The sequence below is a fragment of the Acinetobacter sp. NIOH-H-8 genome (assembly GCF_046635365.1).
Taxonomy (GTDB): Bacteria; Pseudomonadota; Gammaproteobacteria; order Pseudomonadales; family Moraxellaceae; genus Acinetobacter.
In genome coordinates, this window is sequence record NZ_JBHDVN010000015.1 from 44,928 (window position 1) to 69,041 (window position 24,114).

The 24,114-nt window shown below is 42.4% G+C and carries 20 protein-coding genes and 1 pseudogene; 9 read left to right on the forward strand and 12 right to left on the reverse strand.

What is annotated here, in order from left to right:
* Nucleotides 1-68: 68 nt before the first annotated feature.
* Together lptC and ACEWB7_RS08235 are read left to right on the forward strand one after the other, a co-directional pair.
* Nucleotides 69-2,540, forward strand: a complete 2,472-nt coding sequence (gene lptC, locus ACEWB7_RS08230; protein ID WP_411580574.1) for an LPS export ABC transporter periplasmic protein LptC — start codon at nt 69-71, stop codon at nt 2,538-2,540.
* Nucleotides 2,540-3,847: a peptidylprolyl isomerase gene (locus ACEWB7_RS08235; protein ID WP_411580575.1), complete on the forward strand. Its 1,308-nt coding sequence runs from the start codon at nt 2,540-2,542 to the stop codon at nt 3,845-3,847. The genes lptC and ACEWB7_RS08235 overlap by 1 nt, the downstream gene beginning before the upstream one ends.
* Before the next feature lie 103 nt (nt 3,848-3,950).
* Here the strand turns inward: ACEWB7_RS08235 and hfq are convergent, their stop codons facing one another.
* From hfq to tsaE, 4 genes are all read right to left on the reverse strand, one after another.
* Nucleotides 3,951-4,472, reverse strand: coding sequence for an RNA chaperone Hfq (gene hfq, locus ACEWB7_RS08240; RefSeq protein WP_312308928.1), 522 nt, complete (start codon nt 4,470-4,472; stop codon nt 3,951-3,953).
* A gap of 91 nt (nt 4,473-4,563) precedes the next feature.
* Nucleotides 4,564-5,508, reverse strand: a complete 945-nt coding sequence (miaA, locus tag ACEWB7_RS08245) for a tRNA (adenosine(37)-N6)-dimethylallyltransferase MiaA (RefSeq protein WP_262738046.1) — start codon at nt 5,506-5,508, stop codon at nt 4,564-4,566.
* Between the two features lie 6 nt (nt 5,509-5,514).
* Nucleotides 5,515-7,485 carry a DNA mismatch repair endonuclease MutL gene (gene mutL / locus ACEWB7_RS08250; protein ID WP_312308952.1) on the reverse strand — a complete coding sequence of 657 codons (1,971 nt, stop codon included), beginning with the start codon at nt 7,483-7,485 and terminating at the stop codon, nt 5,515-5,517.
* A complete protein-coding gene (gene tsaE, locus ACEWB7_RS08255; RefSeq protein WP_312308931.1) occupies nt 7,478-7,954 on the reverse strand; it encodes a tRNA (adenosine(37)-N6)-threonylcarbamoyltransferase complex ATPase subunit type 1 TsaE in 477 nt (158 codons plus the stop codon). Before tsaE ends, mutL begins: the two co-directional genes overlap by 8 nt.
* 129 nt (nt 7,955-8,083) lie before the next feature.
* On the opposite strand from tsaE, the gene ACEWB7_RS08260 reads away from it, so the two are divergent.
* From ACEWB7_RS08260 to ACEWB7_RS08270, 3 genes are all read left to right on the forward strand, one after another.
* The gene (locus ACEWB7_RS08260) at nt 8,084-8,992 is read left to right on the forward strand and encodes an RluA family pseudouridine synthase (RefSeq protein ID WP_411580578.1); all 909 of its coding nucleotides are present in this window, start codon (nt 8,084-8,086) and stop codon (nt 8,990-8,992) included.
* A 113-nt stretch (nt 8,993-9,105) separates the two neighbouring features.
* Entirely contained in the window at nt 9,106-9,453 is a 348-nt protein-coding gene (locus ACEWB7_RS08265; protein WP_180068822.1) for a type II toxin-antitoxin system RelB/DinJ family antitoxin, read from the forward strand.
* A gap of 99 nt (nt 9,454-9,552) precedes the next feature.
* Nucleotides 9,553-9,996: a GNAT family N-acetyltransferase gene (locus ACEWB7_RS08270; protein ID WP_004784033.1), complete on the forward strand. Its 444-nt coding sequence runs from the start codon at nt 9,553-9,555 to the stop codon at nt 9,994-9,996.
* A 10-nt stretch (nt 9,997-10,006) separates the two neighbouring features.
* On the opposite strand, the gene ACEWB7_RS08275 is transcribed toward ACEWB7_RS08270, so the two are convergent.
* Nucleotides 10,007-10,714 carry a pseudouridine synthase gene (locus tag ACEWB7_RS08275; RefSeq protein ID WP_180138704.1) on the reverse strand — a complete coding sequence of 236 codons (708 nt, stop codon included), beginning with the start codon at nt 10,712-10,714 and terminating at the stop codon, nt 10,007-10,009.
* Nucleotides 10,715-10,850: 136 nt separating this feature from the next.
* On the opposite strand from ACEWB7_RS08275, the gene ACEWB7_RS08280 reads away from it, so the two are divergent.
* Complete coding sequence (locus ACEWB7_RS08280) at nt 10,851-11,303, forward strand: DUF441 domain-containing protein (protein WP_312308936.1); 453 nt, start codon at nt 10,851-10,853, stop codon at nt 11,301-11,303.
* A 346-nt stretch (nt 11,304-11,649) separates the two neighbouring features.
* On the opposite strand, the gene ACEWB7_RS08285 is transcribed toward ACEWB7_RS08280, so the two are convergent.
* The 5 genes from ACEWB7_RS08285 to hrpA all read right to left on the reverse strand — a co-directional run bounded on the left by ACEWB7_RS08285 (nt 11,650) and on the right by hrpA (nt 21,471).
* Nucleotides 11,650-13,365, reverse strand: coding sequence for an AAA family ATPase (locus ACEWB7_RS08285; RefSeq protein WP_180068828.1), 1,716 nt, complete (start codon nt 13,363-13,365; stop codon nt 11,650-11,652).
* 87 nt (nt 13,366-13,452) lie between these two features.
* Nucleotides 13,453-15,459: a hypothetical protein gene (locus ACEWB7_RS08290; RefSeq protein WP_312308938.1), complete on the reverse strand. Its 2,007-nt coding sequence runs from the start codon at nt 15,457-15,459 to the stop codon at nt 13,453-13,455.
* A 154-nt stretch (nt 15,460-15,613) separates the two neighbouring features.
* Nucleotides 15,614-16,372 carry a 1-acyl-sn-glycerol-3-phosphate acyltransferase gene (locus tag ACEWB7_RS08295; protein ID WP_159124014.1) on the reverse strand — a complete coding sequence of 253 codons (759 nt, stop codon included), beginning with the start codon at nt 16,370-16,372 and terminating at the stop codon, nt 15,614-15,616.
* 14 nt (nt 16,373-16,386) lie between these two features.
* Nucleotides 16,387-17,496, reverse strand: coding sequence for a beta-ketoacyl-ACP synthase III (locus tag ACEWB7_RS08300; protein WP_004784039.1), 1,110 nt, complete (start codon nt 17,494-17,496; stop codon nt 16,387-16,389).
* A gap of 30 nt (nt 17,497-17,526) precedes the next feature.
* Nucleotides 17,527-21,471, reverse strand: coding sequence for an ATP-dependent RNA helicase HrpA (hrpA, locus tag ACEWB7_RS08305; protein ID WP_411580576.1), 3,945 nt, complete (start codon nt 21,469-21,471; stop codon nt 17,527-17,529).
* A gap of 362 nt (nt 21,472-21,833) precedes the next feature.
* Between hrpA and ahpC the strand changes: the two genes are divergently transcribed.
* A complete protein-coding gene (gene ahpC, locus ACEWB7_RS08310) occupies nt 21,834-22,397 on the forward strand; it encodes an alkyl hydroperoxide reductase subunit C (protein ID WP_004784041.1) in 564 nt (187 codons plus the stop codon).
* A 296-nt stretch (nt 22,398-22,693) separates the two neighbouring features.
* Nucleotides 22,694-22,900 carry a KTSC domain-containing protein gene (locus ACEWB7_RS08315; protein WP_004784043.1) on the forward strand — a complete coding sequence of 69 codons (207 nt, stop codon included), beginning with the start codon at nt 22,694-22,696 and terminating at the stop codon, nt 22,898-22,900.
* Nucleotides 22,901-22,916: 16 nt separating this feature from the next.
* On the opposite strand, the gene ACEWB7_RS08320 is transcribed toward ACEWB7_RS08315, so the two are convergent.
* Together ACEWB7_RS08320 and ACEWB7_RS08325 are read right to left on the reverse strand one after the other, a co-directional pair.
* Complete coding sequence (locus ACEWB7_RS08320; protein WP_312308946.1) at nt 22,917-23,507, reverse strand: O-methyltransferase; 591 nt, start codon at nt 23,505-23,507, stop codon at nt 22,917-22,919.
* A 43-nt stretch (nt 23,508-23,550) separates the two neighbouring features.
* A complete protein-coding gene (locus ACEWB7_RS08325) occupies nt 23,551-23,769 on the reverse strand; it encodes a DUF1653 domain-containing protein (protein ID WP_312316150.1) in 219 nt (72 codons plus the stop codon).
* A 233-nt stretch (nt 23,770-24,002) separates the two neighbouring features.
* Between ACEWB7_RS08325 and ACEWB7_RS08330 the strand changes: the two are divergent.
* Nucleotides 24,003-24,114: pseudogene (locus ACEWB7_RS08330) on the forward strand (alkyl hydroperoxide reductase); the annotation flags it as partial.

Consider the following 24,114-nt stretch of genomic DNA (forward strand, 5'->3'; position numbering starts at 1 on the left):
TATCAACTTTTTCTCTATGATGCGACAATAATTAATTGCGATAAAAGCATGATTGGTTAATGAGACAAATGAAGCATCACTTTAAAATAAACCCTCTAGCGACTGCGATCTTAACCCTTTTATGTAGTAGCTCGGTCTCAAGCTATGCTGCATCAAATGACTCATCCAATGTAAATGCGGAACAACTTAAACAGCGCATTAATGAGACCTATCCCGGTGAAGCATTCTTCTCACAATATTATGTGGATAAATCTTCGCCAGAAGCACAGCAGCGTCAAGCTAAATATCTCAGTTCAGCCTATTGTGAAGGTGCTTGGGTCACTCCTATTGCACCTGATGCACCGACGATTGACCCTGAACAGGCAACTTCAACCATTACTGCAGACTATGGCCATTATAATCCGGCCGGTGATTCCTACTTAGAAGGCAATGTGGTCATTGATCAGGAAGGTCGCCAGATTCGTGCGGAACGCGTGACGATTGATCAGACTCAAACTTATGCTAAGGCAGAAGGTCAAGTCCAATTGGCCCAAGGTGGCTTGATTTCGCAAAGCGATGATATCAATTACAACCTGAAAACCCAGCAAGGTGACTTAAACAACAGTTTCTTCATTGCCGAAGAACAGCATGCGCATGGTCGTGCTGAAAAGATTGCCAAAACCTCTGATGATACGCTTGAACTGGAAAATGCCACCTATTCCACCTGTCCACCTGAACAGAAACCGACCTGGAAAATTCAGGCAGATCAAATCAAGCTGAATCAGGAAACCGGTCGCGGTGAAACCCGTAATACCAAGCTCTATGTGAAAGATGTTCCGGTACTCGCTGTTCCTTATTTTAACTTCCCAATCGATGATCGCCGTACCACAGGGATTCTGACGCCAACTTTCGGATTTACCAATGATGGCGGTCTGGAATTAGGTGTGCCGGTTTATCTTAACCTGGCACCACAATATGATGCGACTATTACACCACGTTATATCAGTGACCGTGGCGCGATGCTGGATGGCGAGTTTCGTTATTTAACAGAAAACTATGGTGAAGGCCGGATTTGGGGTGGCTACCTGCCATCTGATGAAAGTTATGGCAATAAAGACCGTAAAGACCTGCACTTCCTGCATAACTGGCAAATCAACGATCAGTTCTCAACAAGTCTTGAATATAATTACGCATCAGACAAGGACTTTTTTGCCGATCTGGATAATAACCCAGATTCAAAAACAGACCTGAACTTGCGTCGTGCTTGGGAAGTTAATTATAAAAATGGTATCCCCGGCTTAAAAGCTCAATTTAAAGTTGAAGATTTCCAGACGCTTGATCCTGCCGTTCTGGATGAAGACCGCCCTTATGCACGTTTACCGCAGCTTTTAGTGAATTATAAGACCGGTAACCCATTGGGTTTGCAATACGAATTTAATAACGATACGGCTTATTTCCAGAAAGACATCAGAAATACCGAAAATATTGATCCAGATAATGAAGTCATTTATCAGCCAAGTGGTACACGCATCTATAATGATTTCTCGGTACGCTATAATCACTTTACCCCTTGGTCATTCTTCATTCCTCAGGCAACATTACGCAATATCAATACTTTCTATGATCAAGATACTATTGATCGTATTAATAATAATCAAACCAGCTCATCAAGTGAAAATCATTCTATCGTAGTGCCACAATTTACGCTGGACACCGGTTTAATTTTTGAAAAAGATGGTCGCTATTTACAGACCTTGACGCCTCGCCTGTTTTACGCTTATTCACCGTATGAAAATCAGCGCAATCAGCCAAACTTTGACTCTGTCGTAGCCTCAATTAATTATGACCAATTATTTAGTGCACGCCGCTTCTATGGTAATGACCGCTTAGAAGACAATAACTTCGCTTCTTTAGGTCTTAGTTACAGTTTATTTAATGAAGAAGGTTTAGAGCGATTACGCGCCAGTGTGGGACAAAGTTTCTTCTTTGAAGATCGCCGTGTCACATTAGATCGTGAAGCAGATAAATTTGACCGTGAAAGCCATACTGGTCCAGTTATTCAGCTTAGAAGTCAGTTAAACAAAAACGTGCATGTCAACCTAAATTCTAGCTGGATGTCGAATGGCTCCAATGCCCAGCATGATGTACAGGTTTATTATACGGGCGATCAGGGCAATCTATATAACGCAGGCTATTTCTATCGTAAAGATATTCCAAACCGCCAGGAAAGTTATGATCAGGTGGTTGGCTCATTTATCCAGCCCATTGCCAATAACTGGCGTCTGGTCGGCCATGCGCAATTTGACCTGGATAATAGTGTCGCACGTGAATATTTACTTGGCGTAAACTATGAGTCATGCTGTTGGGGAGTATCTGTCTATGGCCGCTCATACTACAATGACTTAGACGATATCAATGACCCAGATGTGAAAGCGAAACGTGCAGTAATGGCTGAAGTAACGCTTAAAGGTCTTGGCGGGTTAAGCAACAAGCTAACCTCATTACTAGAAAATCGTATTCTAGGTTTTAACAATATCAATCAAACTTGGACAGAACGTTAATGAAGACAAAACAGTTAAAACAAATTTTTAAAGCGACCGCACTTGCGCTATGTCTTTCTTCAGCGATGACGACTTTTGCTGTTGCCCAACCTAAAGATGAAGTTGTAGCTGTTGTCGACAATAGCGCTATTCTGCGTAGTGATCTGGCACAAAGCGTTGCTGAAATTTCTCACCAGTTACAAAAGCAAAACAAGCCTGTTCCACCGCAACCTTATCTTGAACAACAAGCACTTGAACAGCTAATTGTACGTCAGGCTCAACTGGAACAGGTCAAACGCTACAATATCCGTCCAGATGAAAAATCTTTAAATGAAGCAGTGCTTAAAGTAGCACGTGAGTCAGGCTCTCCTAGCTTGGAAGCTTTCCAGCAAAAACTAGATGCTATCGCGCCGAATACGTATGCCTCTTTACGTAACCGTATTGCTGAAGATCTGGCACTTAGCCGTTTACGCCAGCAAGCAGTTAATTCACGTATCCAGATCAGTGATCAGGATGTGAAAAACTTCCTGAATACACCGCAAGGTCAAGCTCTGTTAGGCAGCCAGGTACATGTTCTGCATTTACGTATAACCGGAGAAAATGCTCAACAGATTGCTGCGCAAGTAAGAAATGATTTAAGCAGCAGCAATGATATTCAGGCGATCAGCAAAAAATATTCAACCGGCGATATTAAAGTAGATGCGTCTGATATGGGCGTGCGAAATTTATCAGAAATCCCAAGCGAACTCGCTGCACGTGTTTCTACTTTGCAAGCGGGTCAAACATCTGAACTGATTCCTGCGGCAGATGGCGTGCATGTCCTGAAACTTTTAGAGCGTAAAGGTGGTGAGCAGAAAGCATTGGTTCCTCAGTACCAGACCCGTCATATTCTGATTCAAACATCAGAAGTGGTTAGCCCAGAAAATGCTAAACAGATGATTGATAGCTTATATACGCGTCTTAAGCAAGGTGAAGATTTTGCAGTATTGGCGTCTACTTTCTCTAATGACACAGGTTCAGCACGTGATGGCGGAAGTTTAGGGTGGGTCAGCCCAGGTGTCATGGTACCTGAATTTGAACAGCGTATGAAAAGTACGCCAGTGGGTCAGATTAGTGAACCGTTCCAGTCACAATTTGGCTGGCATATCCTGCAAGTGACCGATACACGTCAGCAAGATATGACTCAGGAATATCAGGAACGTATGGCACGCCAGATCCTGGGTGAACGCCAGTTTGATGCTGAGCTAGATAGCTGGTTACGTGAAACCCGTAGCAATGCCTATGTAGAAATCAAAGATCCTCAGCTAGATCCTAAACGCGCTCGTTAATTTAAGAAAAGAAAGCCAGTATAATGCTGGCTTTTTTTAATGGCTCAATTTTTTAAGCAATAAAAAAGCCTCTTATTAAGAGGCTTTTTTATTTCAGATCCGATTAACGATTGTTTTCGTCGTCAGAAGAATCTTCAAATTTTGAATCGTTGTCAAAACCAGCGCCTTGACCACCAAAACCAGCACCTTGACCACCAAAACCAGCACCTTGACCACCGAAGCCACCTTGACTACCGAAGCCACCTTGACTACCGAAGCCGCCTTGACCGCCGAAGCCTTGACCACCGAAGCCAGCGCCTTGACCGCCGAAGCCACCTTGACCACCGAAGCCACCAGCAGCGCCTTGACCACCGAAGCCACCCGCGCCACCTTGACCACCGAAGCCCGCACCTTGTGAACCAGCAGGAGCACCAGCTGGACGAGGGTTACGTGCAGGTACTACTGTAGAAATCGCATGTTTGTAAACCATTTGGCTTACTGTATTTTTTAATAATACAACGTATTGGTCAAAAGACTCGATGTGACCTTGTAATTTGATACCGTTTACCAGGAAGATAGAAACTGGAATACGTTCCTTACGGAGAGAATTCAAGAATGGATCTTGTAAAGTTTGACCTTTAGACATGTTATAACTCCAAAAATTTAAAAATCAGCGCAAAAAACTATCTCTATTTTTCAATTAAAAATTATAAAAAAGATAGTACTCAAATTTTGCTTTATCCGTGACAGTTTCGCAAGTCTTCTTGGGCCTGCTCGAGCGTAAAATATGTTGTAAATTTATGCTTTTCTTGCAAAGATCTCAACCAGGTATATTGACGTTTGGCAAGTTGTCGTGTCGCAAATAAAGCCTTATCCTCCATTTCCCGTTGTTTTTCATGACTTAGGTCACCTTTTTTTAAGAATTCTATGGCTTGGCGGTAACCTACTGAACGCATTGAGGGTAAATTTTCGTCAAAATCGTATTTTCCCATTAATCCTTTAACTTCATTTAAAAATCCGTTTTTCCACATAATTTCAAGACGTTTTTCAATACGTTTGTGCAATTCTAACCGATCGGGCATTAAGGCATAATTATGGAAACTGTAACGATATGGTAAATTTTTTGGTTGTTCTGCTTGTAGTTTTGTAATCGGCTCACCTGTTAGCTTAAAAACCTCTAATGCACGGATAATTCTCTGTTTATCACTGACTTTAAATTTCTGGCCTGCTAGTGGATCTACCTGACATAATTCAGCATACACCGCTTCCCACCCTTCACGAGCGGCTTTCTCTTCAATCTGGGCACGCACCGCATAATCTGCACTTGGTAAATTATCAGACAAGCCTTCAAGTAAGGCCTTAAAATACAGCATGGTGCCACCCACCAGAATTGGAGTTTTACCACGTGCATGAATATCATCAATCAGACGGCAAGCATCTTCGACAAAATTTGCTGCAGAATAGACTTCAAGCGGGCTAATAATATCGATCAGATGATGTGGATAGCGCTCTAATTCCTCTTTAGAAGGTTTCGCTGTACCAATGTCCATTTCCCGATAAACTAGCGCAGAATCGACAGAAATCAGCTCAAAATGACCTTGCTCGTATAGTTCACATGCCAAAGCAGTTTTACCGCTTGCAGTTGGTCCCATTAAATTGATGACCGGCAGTTGATTGGACATGTAAGGCTACTCTCCTCGAGCGAAAAGTTTATCAAGTTGAGACAATGGAAATGCTCGCCAGGTTGGACGACCATGATTACATTGGCTCGCAAATTCAGTTTGTTCCATCTGGCGCAGCAAAGCGTTCATTTCTGACAGACTCAACATTCGATGTGCACGTACTGCACCATGACAGGCCATACCTGCAAGAATCTGGTCACGTTTCTGCATTAAACCCTGTCCCTGATCATTAGGATCCAGATCATTCAATAATTCAGGGATCAAGGCATCAAAATCAGCTTTATGCAAAATGGCCGGTACGCCCCGTACAATGACCTGTTCATCACCATACTGGTCAATTTCCAGGCCTAAACGAGCGAGTTGATCTTTGAGCTCGTCAACACGCATGGCTTGCATACGACTAATGCTCACCACTTTAGGAATCAGCAATTGCTGGGATATCCAGAATTCCGGTTTATCCCAAGCCATTTTCATCTGTTGCAGCAGAATACGCTCATGCGCCGCATGCATATCTACGATGATTAGGCCTTCGGTATTTTGCGCCAGAATATAAATACCATGCAGTTGAGCGATCGCAATCCCCAAAGGATGCTCATCTACTTTACTTTGTAAATGTGACTGAAATGTATCCGATGCTGAAGTATTGGTTTCCGGTTCAGTTTCTCTTAAAGGCGCGAGATAACTTTTCAAGGCATTATTCAGCTGCTGTGAACCCGAATATGACTTATTGTAATCCTGCGCATAATACATAGTTTGTGGACCTGATGACTCGAAATCCGTTAACACATCAGAAGCTTCTTCTTCATGCTGACGATACGGAGATGTGACTGGAATAACCGGTTGAGTGGCTACGGACTGATGCAGGCTAAACTGCTCTTGATAGCGCGGCTGAGGTGTTATCGCAACAGCTTCAGACTCAGTTTTCATCGCCTCAGCCAGATCAGCACTCGCAGTCTGAAATTGCGCCAGAGTTTCCTTGGTATAGTGACGTACAAATTCATGTACTTCACGCTGGTTCAGGAAACGAATTTCGTGTTTGGTCGGATGTACATTGACATCGATGCTTTCTGGATCGATTTCCAGAAATAGTAAATAAGCGGCATGCTGATGGCCATGCAGAATACCATCATAAGCCATACGCAAAGCGTGCGAAATGGTCTTGTCTTTAACGATCCGGCCATTCACATAGACATATTGCAGATCGGCTTGAGCCCGTGCATCCGAAGGATGTCCGAGCCAGCCTGATAAACGCATATTGATACTGTCTGCATCAATCCAGTAGGCATTTTCAGTAAACTGACGGCCAAGTAATTGTTGCACACGCTGAAAACGCAAAGCACCACTATCGGCGACCGGCAAATTCAGCTTGATGGTTTGGTTATGTTCCAATACAAAGCGAATATCGAAATGTGTTAAAGCCATACGGCGGACAATTTCTTCGATATGTCCAAATTCAGTGCCGGGCTTTTTAAGAAATTTGCGCCGCGCCGGAACATTGAAGAATAAATCCTGCACCCGGATCTGGGTTCCTTTGGATGCCGCGACAGGTTGAATTTCCTGATGATCAAAAGCTGTGCCGTTCACTTCGACCTGATAGCCAATGCCATCTTCATTCCGGCTACTGGTTAGAGTCAGGCGCGACACTGCAGCAATCGAGGCCAATGCTTCACCACGAAAGCCCAAACTGGTAATCGCATGCAGCTCTTCAGCCGTTTGAATCTTACTGGTCGCGTGACGCATCACGGCTAGTGGCAAATCCTCATAATGAATGCCTCGGCCATTATCAATGATTTCAATCAGCGTACTGCCGCCCTGTTCCACCCGGATGATCAGCTCGGTCGCACCTGCATCAATCGAGTTTTCCAGCAGCTCCTTGACCACAGATGCAGGACGTTCAATCACCTCACCTGCGGCAATCTGGTTCGCCAGCGCAGGATCAAGTGCACGGATACGGCGTATGCTTAAATCATCAACCATTTGGGAATTCACGCTCCAAAGCTTGCTGTAAAGCTAGATTAGAAGAAATCAGACTCGCGGTACGGGTCAGCTCATCTTCTGATTTTAAAATTTCAATAATTAAATCGGCTTGCGGGATTTCATCGCCACCCTTAGAAGGCCATTCAAATAAAAATAGCGCATTGGGAGTTTCTAAATAATCCCGGATTCCTATCAATTCAAGTTCATAAGGGTCATTGAGACGATATAAATCAAAATGAAATATATCCTGACCATTCACCTGATACGGTTCCACCAGCGTATAAGTCGGACTTTTTACTGAGCCTTTATGACCAAGTTGTTGTAAGTAATAACGCGTCAGCGTGGTTTTCCCCGCACCCAAGTCACCAATCAGATATATAACGCCCGAAGAAAAATTATTTGCCAGAACTTTGGCCAGATTTTGGGTGTCATCTTCATGTTTTAAAGTGACATTAAATGAATAAGGCATATTACTCACGACATGATGAAAAAGAATAATTATGATAGCATCGCAACGCTTTAAAAGCCTATTCACCTCTGTGAGAAACTGTATTTTTTCACAGCATCCGTTCCAGACCAGAGATAGATCCACGTTGTGATGACTTCGACTGTTGAATTTAACCCACCCATGCTGAATGGGGTTACGGCAAGTAAAGTATTCCTGCAAGCGACATCAAATTCACCCAAGACAGTCTATGCCTATCTGTGCGCGCAATTTCCCCATATTGAGTCGAGCGAATGGCAATCCCGTTTCGATAATGGTCTGGTTTATGATGCTCAGGGCAAAGCCTTAACCATCGAAAGTTCTTTTCAAGCGAATACTCATTGTTTTTATTATCGTTTTTTGGCACACGAAGTGCATGTTCCTTTTCAGCATCAGATTCTGTTTGAGAATGAGCATCTGCTGGTCGTAGATAAACCGCATTTTCTGACCATGAGTCCTACTGGACAATATGTACAGGAAACCTTGCTGGTACGCCTAAAACAGCAAACTGGAAATGAACATCTTACTCCGATTCATCGCTTAGATCGTGAAACAGCAGGAGTGGTGCTGATTTCAAAATGTGTGCAATCTCGTGGCGTTTATCAGCAAATGTTTGCGACTCGGCAGGTAAAGAAAACCTATCATACAATTGCGGCTTATCGTGATGATTTAAGTTTTCCACTCATCACAAAGCTGAAAATGGAGAAAGGCCAGCCCTTTTATACCATGCAGGTGGTAGAGGGAGAACCTAATAGCGAAACCGAAATTCAATTGCTGCAACATGATCAGCAATGGGGCAAATATGAGCTAAAACCGCATACAGGAAAGCAGCATCAGTTAAGGGTACATTTAAGTCATTTGGGGATTCCGATCCAGAATGATCCTTTTTATCCGCAGGTTGCCCATAAGGCGGATGATGATTTTTCTGCACCGTTACAGCTACTGGCCAAACACATTCAGTTTACGGATCCAGTTACCCAAAAGCAGATGCAATTTAGCTCTAAACTTGAATTGACACTGTAAATCTCTTGTCATTACAGATTATTTTCTAAAAACGGCAACTTGAGGATTGAAATCCCGAAGTTATCGATTAGAATAAGGCGAAAAGTTAAGTAATTTAAAGCTTTGAAAATATTATGAGAAAAACTGAAGTTTATCAAATTCGCCTGGATTCCCAAGAGAAGAAACAGGCATTTGCAGTATTTAAACAATTGGGGATTACGCCGGCTCAGGCAGTTCGTCTTTTTTTTAAACAGGTGGTTCTGACCAAATCAATCCCCTTCTCGATTGAAAATCAGAATATTAATCTGGAACAGCTGATCAAGTTACGCAAGCAGAAACAGAATGAACTTAAGGCAGAACAAGCCTCAAGTCCAAGTGCTACAGCCGTTTCTGAAGATCATCAGGAAATGAATCTGGATGATGATCATTTTGATTTATTTGAAGAACTGAATGCTATTTTAGGTGAAAGCGACAAAATTTAACATTGTTGCATTTACGAACAATTCTTAAGTTTCTCTCCTTTCAAACTTCGCTATGCTTGATGTTAATGATAAATAATAAAATTAACATGGAGTAAGCCGATGATCGTGCGACGTGCCCAGTCAGAAGATCTACCTAACCTGGCCGTTTTATTTGATGAGTACCGTCAATTTTATGGTACTTCTTCCAATCTGGATTTATCTTACGAGTTTTTGAAACAGCGTTTTGAAGATGGTCAAACTGTCATTTTCATCAATACCAAGGATGATATTTTTACCGGATTTATTCTGCTGTATTTAAGATTTTCCTCAGTCGCATGTTCTACTTATTATGTGCTGGACGATGTCTATATTAGCCCGCCTTATCGCCGGCATGGTGCAGCCAAGCAACTGATTGATACTGCTATTTTATTTGCCCGGCATGAAAATGCGCTTCGAATCAGCCTGGAGACGCAAAAAACCAATTATCAGTCACATAAACTTTATGAATCACTTGGATTTATTCAGGACAATGAATTTGTGACTTTCCATTGTTTCCTGAAATAAATCCCAGACTTTATTCGGTACGGAATTTTGCCTGTGCCACTTGTTCTGCATCCAGATAGGTCCATTCCCCTATTGCCAGTTCATTTAAGGCCAATGCACCAATCTGGGCACGATGCAGCTGCTCCACTTTATTGCCAACAGCTGCCAGCATACGTTTCACCTGATGATACACACCTTGATGAATGGTCATTTGCAGTCGATTGTCATTCAGACGAACAATATCTGTAGCAGCAAAGGTGCCTTTTTCATTTCTCAATTCCACACCCTGTTCAAGCTGTTGAATCTGCTCATCCGTCACGGGATCAGCAGTAGTCATCTGATAGACTTTCGCTACATGTTTTTTAGGATGGGTCAACGCTTGTAGAAACTGACCATCATCCGTCAGCAATAACAGTCCGGTAGTGTCCTGATCGAGACGACCTACACATTGAATTCCACGGTTTAACAAGGTATCATCAAACAGATCAAATACACTGAAATGATGGGTAGCCTGATGTGAGCATTCATAATCTTGAGGCTTATTGAGCGCGATATATACTTTTTCCCGATAGCGATACTCATGACCATAGACGCTAAAAGTCAGATCTTGCAGATTCAGCTTATGCTTGGGGTTATCGATGAGTTCGCCCTGAATCGAAACAGCACCATTTTTAATCAGTTGCTGACAATGTTTTCGTGAACCGAAACCTTGTGATTGCAACATTTTTTCCAATAGCATCTGTCTGAACCTGTTTATACGAAAGATAGGCGCATTCTATACTGAAAACTAACCAGATTCATTTCTTGTAGAGCTTTCTCCCTTTAAATGGCTAAAAAGCCTATAATCCTGTGACTTTTCATTTTTTTATCTCCTCATGTCCCAACTTGATCTGAATCTGCTTGTTCTTCTGGTTCTACTGGCTTGCGGTATTTTTAGTCATAATACTGCTGTGACCATTGCTGCGGCCGTGTTGATCGTATTAAAAATCACGCCTCTCAATGAACTCTTACCTTATGTACAGCAACATGGTTTAAATATCGGGATTATTATTTTAACCATTGGCGTATTGGCTCCGATTGCTAGCGGGAAAATTCCCGGTGACAGTATTCTTAAATCTTTCCTGAGCTGGAAATCTTTACTGGCAATTGCAATCGGTCTATTTGTTGCCTGGCTTGGTGGACGTGGGGTGAAACTGATGTCGAGTCAGCCTGATGTCGTTGCAGGTCTATTAATTGGTACCGTCGCAGGTGTGGCGGTACTTCGTGGTGTCCCAGTCGGGCCATTAATTGCGGCCGGGATTTTATCGTTATTGATTGGAACGAGATGATAGATCGGACTTTAAAAAACAACTCTAACAATTTAAAAATTCTGCTTATGAATTTTATCTGCCAGTGATCATGATTTGGCTTTCATTTACCTTACATACTTGGAGCCTTACTTTTGAAAGACAAAAGCAACAAAAACCATTTGTTGATCTGATGACATGTCCTTGTGCCACAGATCAACGGCAACATCCTTGGCGCCAGTCATTAAAATTTATCTCAGTTATAATTTATAACAAGATTAAGCTTAAAATCACAAGATCACCTCACTCAGCCAAACCTCATCTTTTAAGAGATAAGTCTAATTTCCTATAATTTAATAACTTGTCGAATAGCCATAAATCAACCAACCTATTCCACAAACAGCAAGGCCAAACGCACCTGATCATAACCCATACGTGGGCTGGTCAGTTCCACGATCGGACGTAATTTAATACTGCCATCATCATTAAAATGATCTGAATTTTGACGTTTGGTTAGACGTTTATAAATCTTGCGGACTTGTTCAACGACCTCTTCACCTGGATGAGCCACCGAAATATCCAGCCCTTGCTCTTTATGCAAACGTCCCAGATGATTAATGATGGTTGCCGGCGTCAAGCCACGTTCAGTTGCGATATCGGAAATCTCATAACCTTCTTCAAACAATTCACGGGTTTCATCCAAGGTTGCAGTCGCGTAGTTTTGCTTACCACCATTTTTGGCAATTTTCTTCTCATTGCGCTGGATCTCGACTTCGTTCAAAGTGCCACCACAATGACGAATAAAGGCCTTATGCTGTACAGTCAAATCTACATTTTCAAAATTCGCTTCTGCTTCATCTGACAGTTCCTGAAAACGGCGATCAGCCTTAATGGCAAGACTATCCAGTTCCAGAGCCTGTTCATTAAAGCCTTTTAAGCGTAGACCATTTAAACTTTTTAAACGGGATAATGCTACATAGCCCTGACCTTTTTCAAAGGTATGGCTCAGGTCAATCTCAGCAGCTTCTAGCGTCATGCCTTGAGACTTATGAATGGTAATCGCCCAAGCCAGACGTAGTGGAATCTGCTGGAAACTGGCAATGGTTTTGCCTGCTTCATTATCCACTGACCAGGTTTCAGGCTCTACAATTAATGTAGTTCCATCTGTCAGTTTGACCTTTGGCAGCACGCCATGCTCATCATCATCTTCAAAGCCAATTACTTCGCCCAAGCTGCCATTGATATAGCCCATATCAAAGTTATTTTTCACGAACATGACCTTGGCATGTTTTTTCAGGGTTAAGGCTTCGGGTGCACGGACTGAAGACTTTAAGGTTTCAATCAGTTTTTCATTACCATCACATTGCGCATCAAACTGGCGGGGATCCTGATCAATTTCATTCAGATGCTTAAAGTTAATGCTGTCAACATCCATATTGTGGGTATAGAGACGTGTATAAGTATCGCCAATATCCTGCTGACGTGTGGCCTGTAGTGCTGAACGATGTTCAGGTGAAATGGCCTGCGCACGAATGGCATTCAGAATATCATTCAGATAATCATTACCCTGACGATGCTGCTCGGTCAGATAACAAACCCGAAACTTGGCTTCAACCCAGGCATCCGACATAAAACAGAATTTATCGCGGTTACGTTCATCATTTTTTCCAACAGGCGGTAACTGGAAAAAGTCTCCTGCAACAATGACTTGAATCCCGCCAAAAGCTTCATCGCTTTCCTTGAAATATTTCAGCACCTGATTGACCAGATTGAGCTGCTTGGCATGCAGCATGGAAATTTCATCAATGATCAGGACTTGCGCATTTTCCAAGTGTTCTTTCAGGTATTTACGCTCTTTCATCCGCTTCAGGTCTTCTTCAGACAAAAAGTCTTTGATCCCGATTCCTGCCCAGGTATGAATGGTCATGCCATTCATATGCGTTGCCGCAATACCAGTCGATGCAGTAATGGCAACCGACACCTTACGGGCTTTCAGATAATTGATATATTGATTAAGCGTATAAGTTTTCCCTGCACCCGCAGAACCGGTTAAAAAGACATTTTCCCCTGCTTTTAAGAGCTTAAGTGCAGTTTCCTGTTTCATAAAAGAGATACCGTAAAAGAACGGCTATAGCCTAACGATTTTTGCCGGAAAAGTTAAGCTTCACGGACAGAAAAGCACTGAATCAGGTCAAGCCTGCAGGTTTAACCAGTTAATAAAATGCTGGGCAATATTGATATATTCAACTTCCGCTTTTTGATTATTTGGATACTCAAGCTGGTCAAAAATGACTTGGTCATTCTGCAACTGACAGCCTAAAATCAAAGGTAATTTAATGGCAGGATGTGACATGCGAAAGGCCACATATTCACCTTCGACTATACGCTGTGCATAACTTGCAGCCAGACAGTTCCGGAATATTCTAGCCTCTTCAATAATCCGCTCTAGTGTTTTCAATTCCTCAAACCGCCAATTAAAATACAGTAGAAAATGTGCCTGTGTCAGCGGCCTCCAGCTGGCTAAAGCAAAGTCTTTTTTGAGCTTGGCAATAATTTCCTGCTTCTGAATCTGCTCATGCCAGGCAACTGCCTGCATAAATAAACTGGTCCAGCTTAAATTCTTAGGCACTTCTGTTTGAGTAGAAAAATACTCCGGCAGATAATCACGGATATAACCATCAAAACAGGATTCCCGTACATGCTTTGCATGTAAATAAAAGCGCTTTCTAAATTCTACAAATGGAATCTGGTTACGTTGGAGCACATTATAAAAATCACGGTCTTGCTGAGTTTGAGGCCGAATATAAGCCAACACCTCTTCAGGCAAATCACGGGTGACCTTATACAGATGCTGCATATAAGCCTGCATCACCCGACTTAAGTTAGCGTAAACTCTTTTAGTCATCTGATCATCCATTGCCACTACATCCCGCAATAATCCGATCCATTCATCCAGATATAAAATCGATGGACTAATCGCAATACGATGATCCTCAACAGCCTGACGCATCCCTTTGAGAACAACTTTTCGATTCCGCTCATACTCAAACCAGCAATGCTGAATGGCATATTGATGAACATCATCAATAAACAGACGTGCTGCGATATATTGAAAATATTGCAAGGTAGCTAAAACAATCTGCGGATGAACATGATGCGTATCGATAAAGCTTAAAGCTGTTGCCGCCACCCGCACACTGCTATGTTGAATATTGCTGCTCAGCCAATCCAAAATTTCCGCAGGCTGTTTAAATAACCAGTTCACTACCCGATGACAGTCAAATAAAGGAAGTTTGGCGACTTTTTTCTGCCATAAATAAGGATTATTTTCCAGAAAATTGCGTTTGGATAGCAGATCACTCCGATGCCAGCTATCACGATTCATCAGCCGTACAAAGCCCAGTAGATGACTTTGCTCTTCGGAATGCCGATACAGCAAACGGATATCGTCAATATGGTCATTCAGCTCATGCAGATTGAACCGGTTTTCAAAGGATAAGGAGATAATCCGGAAGGTCGCGGGGTGCAGAAACTCAGGCGCACTGAAACAGAATGCATCCAGACTGTCCATCACTGACTGAATCGATAGAAACTCATCTGACTGCAAATGTTGCAAGGAAAAGATTTGCTGTAGCTGTTTTAAGACATGCGCAGGAATCTCATGCCCACTTTGAAGACAATTGCTGATCAAAGGCTGAGTATAAACTTCAGCCTTAATCATAAAGGAGTCGATAATTTCAGCTTGCACAAGCGACATCTGCTTTAAGCAATTAGCAACTCGTTCAGGCGCATTAACCCATATATAGACTTGATCAATAATAAGTTGACGGAGCTGTTTGGCTTTATCACGTAAAAACAGGGAATGCTGGGGCTTTAAATCCCCAGTCAGAAAGTAAATATCCTGAAAGAAAAACTCTTCCAAAGCCTCTGCTTTAGCCAGCCTGGAATCAATCTGCATTTCTGCTAAGGCATGGGGACTTTCCAGATTTAAATCTTGAGGTGTATATAGCTGTATATTTAATAAGCCATTAAGCAGATCAATTCGATGCTCATCCTGATGAATCCTGAACAAATTCTGGGCATTCACATGACCAATAAGCGCCATTTGATCCAGATACAGCTGATTTAACTCAGGAAAAATACTGAGGCATTGTTCAGCGAGCTGTCTGAATGGCAGTAACAAACCCTCCTGTTCCATATTTCCCCCTTCGTTTTAACCCTATTGAGTTACAGACCTACTGAATTTCAATCCTTTAAAATCGCTTTTTCCTTTCTATTACAGAAATTGAAGCATGGTGATTTTTTAGACGATTCGATCTCAATGTAAAGCAAAGCAGGAATGATGAAAAGACCTAGACTTCATCTTGCCGACGTCTGTCAGCCAACAGTTCTAGCCCCTGATAGATCTTGTGTTGTAAATACTCACGAAAATCAATCAGATCATTCTCGTGCTGCACATGATGAATTGGCTGCCGCGGCATAAACTGAAAATAAAAAGGCAAGCGTTTGGGAAACAGATTTTTAGGTAAGGAAGGAATCACGTCACCATGACGTAATAATTTATTGAGTTGGGGAATTTTTAATAATTTTTGAAAATACTTATGTTGAATGATCTTATTGGCATCAAATCCAATCTCATAGATTTCATCACCGCCGAGTGCAGCAAAAGGGACAATATCGTATTGAAACTCTTGTGCTAATTTCAGGAAACCGTAACGCTCTTTCCAGATCAGCTGATACTGCTCACCTTCCCGTTTCAGCACTTCACGGCCACCACCCGGAAAGACCAGAATCGAGTAGCCTTGCTGCATAGCTGAGCGCACATAGTCCTGTATACCATCAATAGCACCAAATTTCTTCACTGCTTCACGCCATAGCGGCACATAAAAATGGCTATGATCAGCAATACTGACCACAGCCACTTGATGTTCATTGTACAGGTAATCAATCAGCATTGGCGCATCAAAGATGCCATACATGGAATGATTACCGACATACATTGCAGGTCGACTGGCATCAATATTTTCAGCCCCTAAAAAAGTAGGCGTGAAATACAGTTTGGATAAGGCACTTAAGCGCCTGATCCATGCTGCGTCATGCTTGACCTGCAAAATATACTCCCGGCTTACGCCACGCGTTTTTGTACCAGGATTGAACCCACTGAATAGCCTGCACCAAATGAACACAGTACGCCATATTCGCCGTCTTCAACTTCATTTGCAGTACGATGTAAGGCAATAATGACACCTGCGGAAGAAGTATTGGCAAACTCATTCAGAATGATAGGTACCAGACCTGGTTTGGCATTTTCTTTACCCACTACCAGTTTCAGAATCAATTCATTCATGCTGGCATTGGCTTGGTGCAACCAGAAGCGTTTTACATCTGTAGGTGCAATATGATTTTTCTCAAGTTGAGCAGTAATCATCTTGGCAACCAGTGGACACACTTCTTTAAATACCTTACGACCGTCCTGACGGAAACGTTTGTCGTCAATATCTGCATTTTCAGACGTATTCAGGAAACCGAAGTTATTACGGATATTGTTTGAGAACTGGGTAAATAATGATGTATCCAGAATCTCGAAACCGGTTTTAGTTTCAGTATCTTCAATGATCGATGCAGTTGCGACATCACCAAAAATAAAGTGACAGTCACGTGAACGGAAATCGGTATGTGCAGAGGTAATTTCGACATTTACCAGCAATACACGACGTGCACCTGCTTTGATGGCATCGGCAGCCTGTTTTAAACCAAAAGTTGCTGCTGAACATGCGACGTTCATGTCATACGCATAACCTTGAATACCCAGAGCAGTCTGGATTTCAATCGCAACCGCAGGATAAGCACGTTGCAGATTTGAACATGACAGGATCACAACATCGATATCTTCAGCAGTGACACCAGCATTTTCCATCGCCTGTTTTGCTGCGATCACGCCCCATTCTGCCTGAAGGGAAATTTCATCATCTGAACGTTCACGTAGATTTGGACGTAAACGTTTTGGATCGAGGATGCCAGTTTTTTCTGACACATAACGGCGTTGTACGCCTGACGCTTTTTCAATAAATTCTGCGCTAGAACCACGACGCGCATCTAATTCGCCTGCAGCGATTTTATCTGCATTTTCGTGATTATACAGTTCCACATAAGCATTTAAACTTTCAACTAACTCTTCATTGGTAATGACATCTTCCGGATGGAACAAGCCAGTACCCGTAATACGGATGCCCATGTAAAACTCCTTCTCAAAATGACCTATATCTTAACTGATTCCAAGACGTTCCCATACTTTTTGCAGGCGAGTTGGAGAAATGGGTGTTTTCGTTTTCATCGGTTGAGAAAACAATGAGATCCTTAACTCCTCAACCATAAAATACAATTCTTTAAGGCGAGCGTCATTTTTAAACTTAAATAATTTTTCCATCCACGGATCAATTTGGTCAATGGCGGAATCATCCCTCTGTAGGTTATTTGGCAAGCGCTCTAAACGCAAGATCAGGGCTTTCAAATAACGTGGAAATTCTGACCATACGTCGGAAGGTTTCCGATAAACGAAGTCAGAAAGACTCATCAAATCAAGCTGATCCTCAATATCATCAATATTTTTTCCAAATATAGATGGGTCTAAAACCAGTAATTTACGACGAATTTCCTGCCACTGGATATAAATATCCGTGATTTCTTTCAGTGCAGTCTGGCCATGAGTCAGGAAAGATTTTTTTACATCCTCTACCAACTTTTGGAACTCTTGCATATTGACAGGCAGCTCATTAATTGACAGGTGGAGTGTGGCATAAACTAACATTTGCTCCAGTTGGGCCTTATCGCCAAGCGGTGAATATGCCAGTGCCAGCGGTTTGGAAATCTGTTTTTTCAGCTGACGCACCAGATCTCCGAGCTGCATATGCACCAGCCGAATGATCCCTTCACGATGCTGTTTGACGGCTTCAGCCTGATCATTAAAGGTCTGAATCACGACACCAGATTCATCTTTCTGTTCCAGTGCAGCAAAGTCTTTGGTCGGAACCAGTGCCTGATATTGCTTGACCACTACACCCGTCACTTTTTGCGACGCTTCAAAGACAAAGTTTTCCGGAAAAGTTTTAAATTCACCTTTTAACTGTTTCACCGGACTATGAGTTTCAGTACGGCAACGGGCTTTTAACTCGGCCAGATCACGGCCTTGTTCAATCACACGACCTTTTTCATCAATCACCTTGATCAAAGGCAAGAGATATTGCTCAACCCGATCCAGGCTGAAATCTTTTTCTATAATCTGCTCGCCACGCAACTGGAAAGCCAGAAAACTGAAAATATGCTCACGTAAATTTACCGCATCAATACGGGCTGCCAGCTTTTTCGCAGTATCTGGAATCGGCACCAGACTACGGCGTTTATCTTTAGGCAAAGTCTTTAATAAAGCTTCGATCAGATCCAGACGCCAGCCTGGAACACCCCATGACCAGATATTTTCATCGACCTGTGGCAAAGCCTGTAGCGGAATTTTAACTGTTGCACCATCTTCATCATGACTTGGGTCAAAACGGTAACTGGTCGCCAGACGCAATTCACCATTACGTAAATAATCCGGAAACTGTTGTGTGGTCGGACGATCATTCAGCCACAGAGCATCATCATCAATAAACAGATAACGTGGATCATGTGGCTCTACTGTGGCACGCCAGTCTTCAAAACTGCGGCGGCTGGCTACTTCAGGCGGCACTTTAGAGGCATAAAACTGGTAAATGGTTTCTTCATCCACCACCAGATCACGACGGCGCAGTTTGTCTTCGACCCGTTCCACTTCTTCCAGTTTCAGCAGATTATGCTTCAGGAATGGTGGATTAATACCGAGATTGCCAGTAGTCAGTGCATCACGCAGGAAGATTTCATGTGCAGCTGGCTGATCCACTTTCTCATAATTGACCGGACGTTTCGGCTCGATGATCAGACCGAATAACGAAATCTGATCATAGGCATTGACTACACCCGCTTTTTTCGACCAGTGCGGTTCGAAATAATGATGTTTCAGCAAGTCACGCGCAGCTAGCAGAATCCATTCCGGCTCAATTTTCGCTAGAGTCCGTAAATACACCTGCGAGGTTTCAACCATTTCAAAAGCCATCACCCATGGGGTATTCGTCTTGTGCAGCGTTGATGCCGGGAAAATTCGTGCTTTCTGCTGACGAACTGCCATAAACACATTACGTTCATCAGTCTTGTTGGCAATAAAAGACAGTAAGCCAGTCAATAAAGCGCGATGCAGATTTTCATAACTGGCTTTCTTTTCATTAAAGGACAGTTTTAAGCCTTTAGCCAGATCCACCAGCTGCTCATGAGTTTTCTTCCATTCACGCAGACGTAACCAGCTCAAGAAATGATTCCGTGCAAAAGTACGACGTTTGTTTTCGCTCATACTTTCACGGTTGTTATGCAGGGTATCCCAGAGCTTGATATAAAACAAAAAATCTGAATCTGCTTCACGGAACAAGGCATGTTTCTGATCAGCCTGCATCTGCTTATCCGCAGGACGTTCACGTGGGTCTTGTACTGCCAGCGCCGCGACAATCACCAAAGCTTCATTCAGCGCACCAAAATGCGCACCGCCAAGAATCATTCGCGCCAGACGTGGATCAATTGGCATTTTTGCCATTTGTTGACCGCTCTTGGTTAGAGAATCTCCCTTGCCTTGAAGTCCTCCTTTCATAAAGGAGGATTTAGGAGGATTAGTAGAATCTCCCCCAACCCCTCTTTCAGAAAGAGGGGCTTTACTCTTCTCCACCATTGCCCCAAGCTCAATCAAGAGCTTGCGACCATCATTGACCAGGCGGTGATCTGGTGGCTCAATGAAATCAAAATCTTCCAGTGAACCTAGGCCCAGACTTTGCATCTGTAAAATAACGGATGCCAGATTGGTCCGTTTAATCTCAGGTTCGGTAAATTCAGGACGACTTAAAAAGTCCTCTTCACTGTACAGACGAACACAGACGCCTGGCGCAATACGGCCACAACGGCCTTTACGCTGATTGGCAGCAGCTTGAGAAACCGCTTCGATCGGTAAACGCTGCACCCGTGAACGATAGTTATAACGGGAAATACGGGCAAAACCGCTATCAATCACATAACGAATATTCGGAACAGTTAATGCTGTTTCTGCTACGTTGGTGGCGATAATAATCCGTCGACCGCCACCGGATGGATTAAAGATCTTTTGCTGTTCTGCTAATGCTAATCGTGCGTAGAGTGGTAACACTTCCGTATGACGTGGACCATGCTTGATCAGGGTTTCCTGCAGTTCACGAATTTCCTGTTCGGTACTGGCAAAAATCAGGATATCGGCATGTTCAGGATGACCTTTTTCCTGTGCATCCTGAAAACATTCTTCTACTGCTGCAACCACTGCACGGGGCAGATTTTCTTCAAAATCATCAAACTCGTCGTCATCACTGCCGACAATGCTCATTTCAGAAATTGGACGATAACGCACTTCTACCGGATAGCTACGCCCTTCCACTTCATAGATCGGTGCGCCATTGAAGTAGTTACTGAAACGGTTTACATCCAGCGTTGCCGAGGTAATGATCACTTTTAGATCTTTACGACGCGGCAACAGCTGCTTGAGATAGCCCATGATGAAATCGATATTCAGCGAACGTTCATGCGCTTCATCGATGATAATGGTGTCGTATTTGGTCAGGAACCGGTCATTGGCCAACTCTGCCAATAAAATACCATCCGTCATCAAACGGACAATCGAATCCTGCGAGCCCTGTTCATTAAAACGGACCTTAAAGGAAATTGATTCACCCAGTTTTTCGCCAACTTCTTCTGCAATACGCTGTGAGACGCTACGCGCAGCCAGACGACGTGGCTGGGTATGGCCAATCAGACCAGTCAGGCCTCGACCTGCCAGCATGGCGATTTGTGGTAATTGCGTAGTTTTACCGGAACCGGTTTCACCAGCCACAATAATGACCTGATGTTGCTGGATCGCTTCAATCAGCTTGTCTGCATACTGGGTAACAGGCAGATCCTGATTCAGCTTGATATTGGGGATGCGTTCGATACGCTGCATGACTTTGGCATGCGATTTTTCAAATAATTCTTGATATTGCTTTTGGTTGGCGTCTTTACCTTTTTGGAGTCGATTTAAACGATGACGGTCACGCGCCATAACGAGCTGATCTACATTTAAAGGACTCTGCACTGAGAAAACACCTGATATAAAAAAAGACAATAGGCAGCTATTTTACGCTGTATTGCCCCTAAGCGAAAGAACGACCATTTTGAATATTTTTATAATTTTTTAATTTTTGCCCTTGAATTTTACTGCTTGCGGCATCATGTCTGAAGAGGCATTAAACCGGGGTGAGTCTTGTCATGATGTATTCACCATTCTACGGTTGAATCATTTATATCAAGAGCAATGCTGTTTGCGCTGATGGTGTTTTATTTTTAGCTTAATTCGGTTTTTCCGATGTATGTTATGTAAAAATACTGTTTCAGCAAGAAAAATAATTTCTGTACCCTATTGGAAATTAAATACAAACCTCAATCATGGAGACAATGATGAGCTTAATTAATACTGAAGTTAAACCGTTCAAAACAACTGCGTTCCAAAATGGTAAATTCATCGAAGTAACAGAAGCTGATCTTAAAGGTAAATGGTCTGTAGTATTCTTCTACCCAGCTGACTTCACTTTCGTTTGCCCAACTGAACTTGGCGACCTTGCTGACAACTACGAAGAATTCAAAAAATTAGGCGTTGAAATCTACTCAGTTTCTACTGACACTCACTTCACTCACAAAGCTTGGCACGATTCTTCTGAAGAAATCAAAAAAATCCAATACGTAATGGTTGGCGATCCTACTTGGACTCTTGCTAAAAACTTCGACGTACTAATCGAAGCTGACGGCCTTGCTGACCGTGGTACTTTCGTGATCGATCCAGAAGGTAAAATCCAAATCGTTGAAATCAACGCTGGCGGTATCGGTCGTGATGCTCAAGAACTTCTTCGTAAAGTTAAAGCAGCTCAATACGTACACGCTCACCCAGGCGAAGTTTGCCCAGCTAAATGGAAAGAAGGCGACGCAACTCTTGCTCCTTCAATCGACCTAGTTGGTAAAATCTAATCTGTATTAGATTGAACTGATTCAAATAAAAAACCACGCTTTTAGCGTGGTTTTTTATTTGAACATTTATTTGATTGCTCTATTGGCCAACCGTTTTATTTTCCTTTTTCTTCTATCTAAAGCCATCCTGCCAAATCTTTATTTTTCACTTTAAAGATCATATAAAAATCAGGCATGCATATTGCATCCTCTTCATAACAATACCCTACTTATGCTTACAATTCAGTTATACATCTTCAATGTCAGTTGGCATAAGTTCAAGACATAAGATAATAATATTCAGTGGAGGAAAACGTATGCAAAAACTGCTAACCGTGATCTCATGGGCTTATAGTCCTTCTAGCCGCCACCTGAAAATCATTTATAGCAATGGCGATATAGAGCTCTACCATCCTGTTCCCGAATTTGTTTATGACAACCTGTTAAGACGCCAAGATAAAATGGCCTTTGTACAGAAATATCTTGAATACAACTTACATTTCGACCGAGTTTGCCTGTTTTAATTTAACTAATTTCTGCTTAACGATAAGTCACCATGAGTAAGCCAGCTCCAATCGGCAATGTACTCATGATAAAACGTGAATCCTGCTGGATCAGCTGAATAAATTCTTCTACTTCCGCAGCATGTGAAATCACATTATCCACCAGCAATACTCCACCTTTTGGCTTGAGCAATCGGGCCAAATGGGTCCAATAATCCACATAAGCATCACGTTCCGCATCTAACAATATAAAATCAAATACGTCCTGCTCAGCTTGCAGATAATACAAGGCATCTGTCACTTTAAAATCAATCAAATCCTTTAAGCCTAGCCGATTTGCATACTGCTCGGCCTGCGCAACTCTTTCTGCATCTATTTCTAATGTTGTAATCATCGCTTGAGTCTGCCGGGCAGCCTCGGCCAGCCATAAAGTGGAATAGCCTGTAGAAGTCCCAATTTCCAGAATACGTTTGGACTGCTGGGCACGAATGAGTAATGATAAAAATCGGCCTGATTCAGGCTCAATATTTCGATAGCGTTGCAGACGTTCAGTTTGCTGAAGATCATGCGCATGAAAGGTCTTATACAGCTCCTGCATGAAACTTTCAAAATGTTGTAATTGATTCATTGCTCTTCCCTGAGGTGATCTAAATAAATTTTTTATGGATTGATTAAAGTGCCTGAACCAATTTAAAGCGTTCTACTTCACGATCATCACTGGTATTAATACTTTCCGTAAACATGGATAGCGGTCGAACCCAAATCGAATAGTTACCATAAAGACATTGATAAACCACCAGCTTTTCCTCCGTTTCACTATGTGTTGCCACATGCAGGACCTGATAAAGTTTACCCTTATAATGTTGATAAATACCGCGTTGTAATTCCATCGTTCAACTCTCAAATGCAGAATTCTGATATTAACAGAAAAAGAGCAATATCATTCTAAACTACTTGAAAATTCATGCTAAGCATCCATATATAAGCTTGAAATTAATCATGAATTTTTCAATACATTTGCAAAACCGATCAAATTTATAAAAACAAACTGTTTTATCTATTTATCGATTTAGCTTAATATCTACTTATCGAATGAATTCTTACTCCTTTGGAGACGTTAGCAATGTTAGATCAAAATACTTCAGCTCAATTAAAAACACTACTTGAACGTTTGGAGGGCCCGATTGAATTAGTGGCAACTCTGGATGGCTCTGACAAATCAGCCAAAATCAAAG